Annotated in this window: 9 protein-coding genes; 7 read left to right on the top strand and 2 right to left on the bottom strand. The window is 65.2% G+C overall.

All coding sequences use genetic code 11. The features are described 5' to 3' along the window. Window positions 1–157: 157 nt before the first annotated feature. The 4 genes from apaG to AC2VLV_RS06895 all read left to right on the top strand — a co-directional run bounded on the left by apaG (window position 158) and on the right by AC2VLV_RS06895 (window position 4257). Window positions 158–532 carry a Co2+/Mg2+ efflux protein ApaG gene (gene apaG, locus AC2VLV_RS06880; protein ID WP_486989270.1) on the top strand — a complete coding sequence of 125 codons (375 nt, stop codon included), beginning with the start codon at window positions 158–160 and terminating at the stop codon, window positions 530–532. After that, complete coding sequence (locus AC2VLV_RS06885; RefSeq protein ID WP_486989271.1) at window positions 532–2649, top strand: site-specific recombinase; 2118 nt, start codon at window positions 532–534, stop codon at window positions 2647–2649. Before apaG ends, AC2VLV_RS06885 begins: the two co-directional genes overlap by 1 nt. Window positions 2650–2657: 8 nt before the next feature. Further along, window positions 2658–3923 (top strand): murein transglycosylase A, encoded by a 1266-nt coding sequence (gene mltA, locus AC2VLV_RS06890; RefSeq protein WP_486989272.1) that lies wholly within the window; start codon window positions 2658–2660, stop codon window positions 3921–3923. Between the two features lie 97 nt (window positions 3924–4020). Continuing rightward, a complete protein-coding gene (locus AC2VLV_RS06895) occupies window positions 4021–4257 on the top strand; it encodes an HP1242/YdcH family protein (RefSeq protein WP_486989273.1) in 237 nt (78 codons plus the stop codon). A gap of 30 nt (window positions 4258–4287) precedes the next feature. Here the strand turns inward: AC2VLV_RS06895 and AC2VLV_RS06900 are convergent, their stop codons facing one another. After that, window positions 4288–5208 (bottom strand): DUF808 domain-containing protein, encoded by a 921-nt coding sequence (locus AC2VLV_RS06900; RefSeq protein WP_486989274.1) that lies wholly within the window; start codon window positions 5206–5208, stop codon window positions 4288–4290. A gap of 113 nt (window positions 5209–5321) precedes the next feature. Here AC2VLV_RS06900 and AC2VLV_RS06905 point away from each other — a divergent pair, with 113 nt between their 5' ends. After that, on the top strand, window positions 5322–6077 hold the full coding sequence (locus AC2VLV_RS06905; protein ID WP_486989275.1) for a sulfite exporter TauE/SafE family protein: 756 nt from the start codon (window positions 5322–5324) through the stop codon (window positions 6075–6077). A 12-nt stretch (window positions 6078–6089) separates the two neighbouring features. On the opposite strand, the gene AC2VLV_RS06910 is transcribed toward AC2VLV_RS06905, so the two are convergent. Further along, complete coding sequence (locus tag AC2VLV_RS06910; protein ID WP_156053794.1) at window positions 6090–6269, bottom strand: hypothetical protein; 180 nt, start codon at window positions 6267–6269, stop codon at window positions 6090–6092. 193 nt (window positions 6270–6462) lie between these two features. On the opposite strand from AC2VLV_RS06910, the gene AC2VLV_RS06915 reads away from it, so the two are divergent. Continuing rightward, window positions 6463–6849 carry a CZB domain-containing protein gene (locus AC2VLV_RS06915; protein WP_486989276.1) on the top strand — a complete coding sequence of 129 codons (387 nt, stop codon included), beginning with the start codon at window positions 6463–6465 and terminating at the stop codon, window positions 6847–6849. A 136-nt stretch (window positions 6850–6985) separates the two neighbouring features. After that, on the top strand, window positions 6986–7334 hold a 349-nt coding region (locus AC2VLV_RS06920; RefSeq protein WP_486989277.1), incomplete at its 3' end, for an ABC transporter substrate-binding protein.

Raw genomic sequence — 7334 nt, forward strand, 5'->3', positions numbered from 1 at the left:
AATCGTCGGCTGCAAATGGGGCGCAGCAGTCCATTTTTCACCGGCTTTTTGACCCATAGCGCGGCTATGGGCCTGCAAATCCGGCAAAAACTGTCCAGGCTGGGCCCCATTTTCGCTTTCAACGACCAAAGCCCGACAGACTCCTAGAATCACCCGCATGTCGACCTATCAATTTTCCGTTTCGGTGATTCCGCAATACCTGCCCGAGCAGTCGGATACGGAGCAAGGCGTCTATGCCTACAGCTACACCGTCACCGTGATCAACACCGGGCGCGTGGCCGCGCAGCTCATTTCTCGCCACTGGATCATTACCGACGGTGCGGGCAAGGTGGAGGAAGTGCGCGGTCTGGGCGTGGTGGGGCAGCAGCCCTTTCTCAAGCCCGGTGAAGCGTTCGAATACACCAGCTGGTCGCAACTGAGCACGCCGATGGGCAGTATGCGCGGCAGTTATTTCTGTGTCGCCGAAGATGGCGAGCGCTTCGAGGCGCATATTCCCGAATTCGCGCTGGTTCAGCCGCGGAGTCTGCACTGATGTTTTTTGCCAGACGCCGGGCGCGCAAGGCGGCGGCGCGCGCGACGACGGCGGTGCATTCGCTGCTCGACGCGGCCAGCGCACAGGCGCAGCCCGTGGAGCAAGCGCTCTGGATCATCGAACTGCTGGACTGGCTGCGACGCGGCCCCGACGCTAGCCTCCTTCGCGAGGGTTTGAACCTCCCGCCGACTCTCGCTGCGCAAGACGGAGAAGACACTTCGGCGCCCGCCGAAATTCGCCGACTGCAAACCCTGCTGGATGTGCTCGACAGCCTGCCCGAGCGCCGCGCCGAAATCGCCGCCGTGATCAACGGCCTGCTGCGCAACACCGATGCCACCTTGCTGCTGGCCGATTTCGGCTTCAGCCAGCGGCCTTCGTTTTTCAGCGAATTCAGCGAGCGGCTGGGCAACAAATGGCTGCCCAAATCGCCCGAAACGCGCGATCTCGCCGTGCTGTTCGCCCTGTTTTTCCCGCAAGCGCACGACGCCGTCTGGCTCGAAGCGCTCGATGCCGACACCCTCGCACGTCTGCGCGAATTGCTGGCCACGCCCGAGATCGAAACCGAAAAAATCGCCAGCGCGCAGCTCTGGCGCACCGCCCTGCTCGATGCGCTGACCTATACCGTCAGCCAGATCCGCGCCACCGGGTTCTCGCCCGATCTGCGATCACGCATGCAGAACAGCGGCGCCATGGCAAGCGAAGCCGAAACGCCGTTCAAGCACTTGTCCGCGCAGTATGAAACGGTCAAGGCGCTGCTGACCCAGCAGACCTCCCGCGACGATGAGGCCATGCGGCAGTCGCTCACCTTGCTCCGCGCCGGGCTGGAAGCCTGTCGCAAGCAAGCTGATTCGGTCACGGCACACCTGGAAGACTACGGCACCTCGGTCAGCTTGGTCTATGTGCTGCACCAGCTGCACCAGCGCATCGACCGCGCCGAGGCCCTGCTCAATTGCCTGGTGGGCGACACCCCGGCGCGCGACACCGCCCATCTGTTCGCCAATTTCGTACGCCTGAACGCCCAGCGCAGCAGCGTGCGCGCCCTGTGGCGGCACAACACCGCGCTGCTGGCCGAAAAAATGGCGGTGCGCCACGCCGAGTCGGGCGAGCACTACATCACCCGCGACCGCCGCGAATACCGCGCCATGCTCGGCGCGGCGATGGGCGGCGGGCTGATCATGGGGTTCACCACCTGGGTCAAGATCGGCATTCTCGGCCTGAAAACCGCACTGTTCTGGACCGGCCTGCTTGCCGGGCTGAACTACGCGGTGAGCTTTGTCATCGTGCAGTTGCTGCACTGGACCATCGCCACCAAACAACCGGCAATGACCGCACCGGCCATGGCCGACAAGCTCGGCGATCTGTCCAAACCCGGCGGGGTGGAGCGATTCGTTGACGAGGTCGCCAACCTCACGCGCTCGCAGTCGGCCGGGGTGTTCGGCAACGTGCTGCTGGTCATGCCGGTGGCGCTGCTGCTCGGTCTGGGCGGGCTGGCCTGGTTCGGGCCGCAGTTTCTGCCGGTGCCCAAGGCGGAGCACGAGCTGGAATCGTTGTCGCTGCTGGGCCCCACACCGCTGTTCGCCGCTTTTACCGGGGTGCTGCTGTTTCTCTCCAGTGTGATTGCGGGCTGGGCCGAAAACGCCTTCGTGCTACACCGGCTCGACAGCGCCATCGCCTGGAACCCGCGCATCCGCCGTCGCCTGGGCGCGCAGCGCGCCGCGCGTTGGGCCGCCTGGTGGCGTCGCAATATCGGCGTCATGTCGGGCAATGTGTCGCTTGGCCTGCTGCTCGGCCTGACGCCGGAGTTCTTCCGCATTTTCGGCATCGATCTGCAGGTGCGGCACGTCACCCTGTCCTCGGGCCTGTTTGGCGCGGCCTGCGCCAGCCTGGGGCCCGCGGTCGTGAACGATCCGGCGTTCTGGTGGGCGCTGGCGGGCATTGCCGTCAACGGCGTGCTGAACGTCGGCGTGAGTTTCTATCTGGCCTACCGCCTCGCCTTGCGCGCCCGGGGCATTCAGGTGAAAGAGCGCCGCGCCATTTACACCAGCATCGCCCGTCGGCTGTGGCGCAGGCCCTGGACGTTCATCCTGCCGCCGCGACACGCTGCGGCCAGCGCATAAACCTGAGCATGACTTTGTTATCGCACCGACCGGGGTTGATGGGCCATGTTCGCACCGCCCTGCTCTGCCTGCTGGGGCTGGCGCTGGCCTCCTGCGCCACACCGCCCGCGCCGCCCGCTTCCGCGCCCATGCCCCTGCCGCCCGCTTCGGCGTCGGCGGCACCCTGGCCTGCAACCCCGCCGGGCACCGCGGCTGCGCTCACCGGCACCGGTGTGCGGCTGCAACCCGCACAGTGGGCCGATTTGCCCGGCTGGCCGCAGGACGATTTCAACGGCGTCTGGCAAGCCTTCCGGCGCGATTGCGGCGCGCGCCTGCCCAGCGCGCTGGCGGCGGTGTGCCGACGCGCGGCGTCCGTGCCTTCGGACGATCCGCAGGCGCAGCGGACGTTCATCGAGACCCAGTTCGCGCCGTGGCAAATCACCGCCTCCGGCAAGCAAGACAAAGAGGACAAAGGCTTGATCACCGGTTACTACGAGCCGGTGCTGCACGGCTCGCTCACCCGCGTGTGGCCTTATGTGGTGCCGGTCTGGGGGCTGCCCGCCGACCTCGTGCCGCGCGCGCCGGGCGCCGATGGCGTCAGCGGCGGCCGGGTGGCTTGGGTGGACGGGCGGCAGCGCGTACTGCCCTACTGGAGCCGGGCGCAGATTCAGGCCGACCCCGCGCTTCAGGCCGCGCTGGATCGTCACGCCGTGGTCTGGCTCGACAGCACGGTGGACGCCCTGTTCCTGCAGGTGCAAGGCTCCGGCCTCGTGCGTCTGCCCGGCGGCCAGACCTTGCGGCTGAGCTACGCCGGCACCAACGGCTGGCCCTACAAATCGGTCGGCCGCTGGCTGCTCGACACCGGGCGGGTGAAAGGCACGATCACCATGTCCATCATCCGCGCCTGGGCGCAGATGCACCCTGCTGAAGTGCCCGAAATGCTGGCCGCCAACCCGCGCGTGGTGTTTTTCAATGCGGCGCTCGACACCGACCCGCAGCGCGGCCCCACCGGCGCTCTGGGCGTTCCGCTCACGGCCATGCGCAGCATCGCAGTGGACAAGCGCGCCATCGCGCTGGGACTGCCGATATGGCTATCCACCTCGCAACCTTACGACGGCAGCACCAGCCCGCCCAAGGCGCTCAACCGGCTGGTTTTCGCGCAGGATGTAGGCTCCGCCATCACCGGCGCCGTGCGCGCCGACTTGTTCACCGGCACCGGCGATGCGGCCGGCGAACTCGCAGGCCGCATGCAGTGGCCCGGGCGCATGTGGGCGTTGCTGCCGGTCAATCCGTAGGAGCCTGTCCATCCCCCGCTTTGCGCCAGACGGTGGCGCGCGGCAGCGAATCGTCCTAAGGTTAAGCCTTATCCATCTCTCAAGGAGGACTTCGCCCATGACGCTCGACCCGCACGATTTGACCCACGAATTTCCCGCCCAGGCCGACAAGATCCACGCGCTGAAATCAGACAACGCCCACTTCCAAAAGCTGGCCCAGCGCTACGAAGAACTCAACAAGGAAGTGGTGCAGATTGAAGAAGGCGTGCGCGCCGTCGATGGCCTGCACCTGGAAACGCTGAAAAAAGAGCGTTTGCAGCTCAAGGACCAGATCGCCGCACAACTGGCCGCGTAAATCCCTGGCCGTAATACGCTGCGGCGCGGCTCAATGTGCCGCCGCGCCGCGCCCCCGAAGTTTCTGCCCGAGCGCCCACACGCCGAGCACCACGATGCCGGTGGCGATGCCCACCGCAGCATCGAACAGCAACGGGCTCAACCAGCCCAGCGCCGCACCCGACTGATGCGCTACGGCCTCGCTGGCGTGATGCAGCCAGGGCCAACCGTGGCTGATGATGCCGCCGCCCACCAGAAACATTGCGGCAGTACCCACCACGCTCAGCCCTTTCATCAGCCAGGGCGCCGAAGCCAATATGCCGCGCCCCAGCGCCTGCGCCGCGGCAGACGCCTGACGGCTCAGGTAGAGCCCGGCATCGTCCAGCTTCACGATACCCGCAACCAGGCCATAAACGCCCACGGTCATCAGCAAGGAAATGCCGACCAGTACGGCGACCTGCGTGGTGAAGCTCGCACCCGCCACCGCACCGAGCGTGATGGCGATGATTTCGGCGGAAAGCACGAAGTCGGTGCGCACCGCGCCCTTCACCTTGTCGCGCTCCAGCGCCAGCAGGTCGACCTCCGGGTGAGTCAGCGCCTGTGTCAGTTCCTCGTGATGGGCTTCGTCTTCTGATGCGCGGTGGAAAAACTTGTGCGCCAGCTTCTCCGCGCCCTCGAAGCACAGATACGCCCCGCCCACCATCAGCAAAGGGGTGATCGCCCAGGGCGCAAAGGCGCTGATCGCCAGCGCCAGCGGCACAAGAATGGATTTGTTGATCAGCGAGCCCTTGGCCACGGCCAGCACCACGGGAATTTCGCGGTTGCTCTGCACCCCGGTGACCTGCTGGGCGTTGAGCGCCAGATCGTCGCCCAGCACGCCCGCGGTTTTTTTGGCCGAGAGTTTGGTGAGCACCGCGACGTCATCCAGCACGGTGGTGATGTCATCGAGAAGAGCGAGCAGACTGGTGGCCATTTCAGTAGAGGGTCGTGTTACCAATTGAAAGCGGCATTGGACTACAAACCGCAGGCCAGCCCGGCGCAGCGCGGCTGTTGTGCGTATGCTTGGCGCTTTTTCGCGTCAAGCTCATGTTCAACGACGGTTTCACATTGGCGCTGGTCGCGCTGGCGGCTTTTTTCGGCGCGGCGCTCAACGCAGCGGCCGGGGGCGGCAGTTTTCTCACCCTGCCCGCATTGATCTATGCCGGGATTCCACCCGTTGCCGCCAACGCCACCGGTACCACGGCCTTGTTGCCCGGTTACTTTGCGAGCACCTGGGGCTTCCGCGAAGATCTCGGCCCGCCGCGCTCGGTCGGCATGACCGCGCTGATGCTGACCTGCCTGGTGGGCGGAGGCATCGGCGCCGGGCTGTTGATCACCACGAGCAATCACGCATTTCGGGCGCTGGTGCCGTGGTTGCTGTTGTTCGCCACCGCCTTGTTCGCCTTCGGGCCGACCTTGTTGCGCCGCATCGGCCGCCACCCCGAGCAGCATGCGCCGCGCCTGCAGGCGCTGGTCGGCCTGTTCGTGGTCAGCGTGTACGGCGGCTACTTCAACGGCGGCCTCGGCGTGCTGCTGCTGGCGATGCTCACCCTGATCGGCGAAACCCATCTCAACCGCATGAACGCGCTGAAAAACGCCATCTCCGCCGTGCTCACCCTGTTCGCCGTGGGCATCTACGCCGCCGCAGGCACCGTGCAGTGGCGCTGGGTGGCGGTGATGCTGCCCGCCGTGCTGGTGGGCGGCTATGTGGGCGCGCGCGTCGCCCGACGCATTCCGCGCGAAGTGATGCGCTGGAGCATCGTGCTGATCGGTCTGGTGATGAGCGCGTTGTTCTTTCGCTGAATTCCCGGCCTCTCATCGCCCGTCTTTGACGATGAGATAGACGCCCACGGCGACCAGCCCCATCCAGAGCGCAACCGCCCCCGTGCCCAGCCATTGCGCCGCCTGGTCGATGAACAGCAGAAACACCGCGGCCAGCGCCAGAATGCCGTTGCCCAGCCAGAAGCGCGGTCCGTGTTTGGGTTCTTGTTGCACAGTTCCTCCGAGGTTGCCGATGACGTGCAGCCTATCGTAGGGCGACGCTAAAAAGCGTCGCTCGAACGGGAACTTGGTCCCTCGCCTTCCGAATCTTGACGCACCTCAGCCCAAGGCACATCACAGAATTGCAAAGTTTCATCCGGAAAACTATATTTGGAGCACCCGCCCAACTATCGTCAATAAAGCCCGCATGGAACTGAACTTTTTTTCGGCGACGAACGCCCACAAAGCGTGGAAGAAGCGGTTGCACGATTGCGTCAGCGGCGCTTGCTCCACACTCGACCCCGACGCCATTGCGGTGGACAACCGCTGCGATCTGGGCAAGTGGCTCTATGGCATTCGCGAAAACCGTCCGGCACTGAGCACCGACACGCAGCGTCTGTTCACTCGGTTGTTTGAAGAACATGCCGCTTTTCATCGCGTAGCCGCCGATGTCGCCCGCCAGGCTTTGGCGAATCAGCAGAAAGAGGCGCTGCAGCAATTGCAGGGCGGGGGCGATTACGCCCGCATTTCCAATCAAGTCATTGGCACGTTGGGAGAGCTTTATCTCAAGCGCAGGGAATTCGGCATGGAATGAGTGCGGCGTCGGAAGGGGCAGCAGCGTTTGCTGCGTGCCACAAAAGTGGGCAGGGCTCGATTGCAAGCTTGCGTTAACAATCGAAGCACTTTGTAATCGCCATTCTTGCCCACTTCGGCTTACGCCGCTTCTGCACATGCCCTCGCCCCTGCCTTCCCGCACCACCGCTGCGCGCGCCATTCGTCCCCAAAGGCTTCAAGTCATCGGGCTGCTGGTCATCACGCTGGGTGGCGGCCTGACGCCTTTTGCCGCCCAGGCGCAGGACGCGCGCCCCATTCGCCTCGGCCTGGTCGGGCCGATGACCGGCGGCTCGGCCGATTTCGGGCAAAGCATGGTGAACGGGGCTCAACTCGCGGTGCAGGAAATCAACGCGGTGGGCGGCTATCTGGGCCGGAAAATTCAACTGGTGGTGAAAAACGACCAGGGCGAACCCGCCGTGGGCGCCCGCGTGGCGGCAGAACTCGCCCAAAAAGATGAGGTCGTCG

The organism is Thiomonas sp. TH-17, assembly GCF_057473305.1.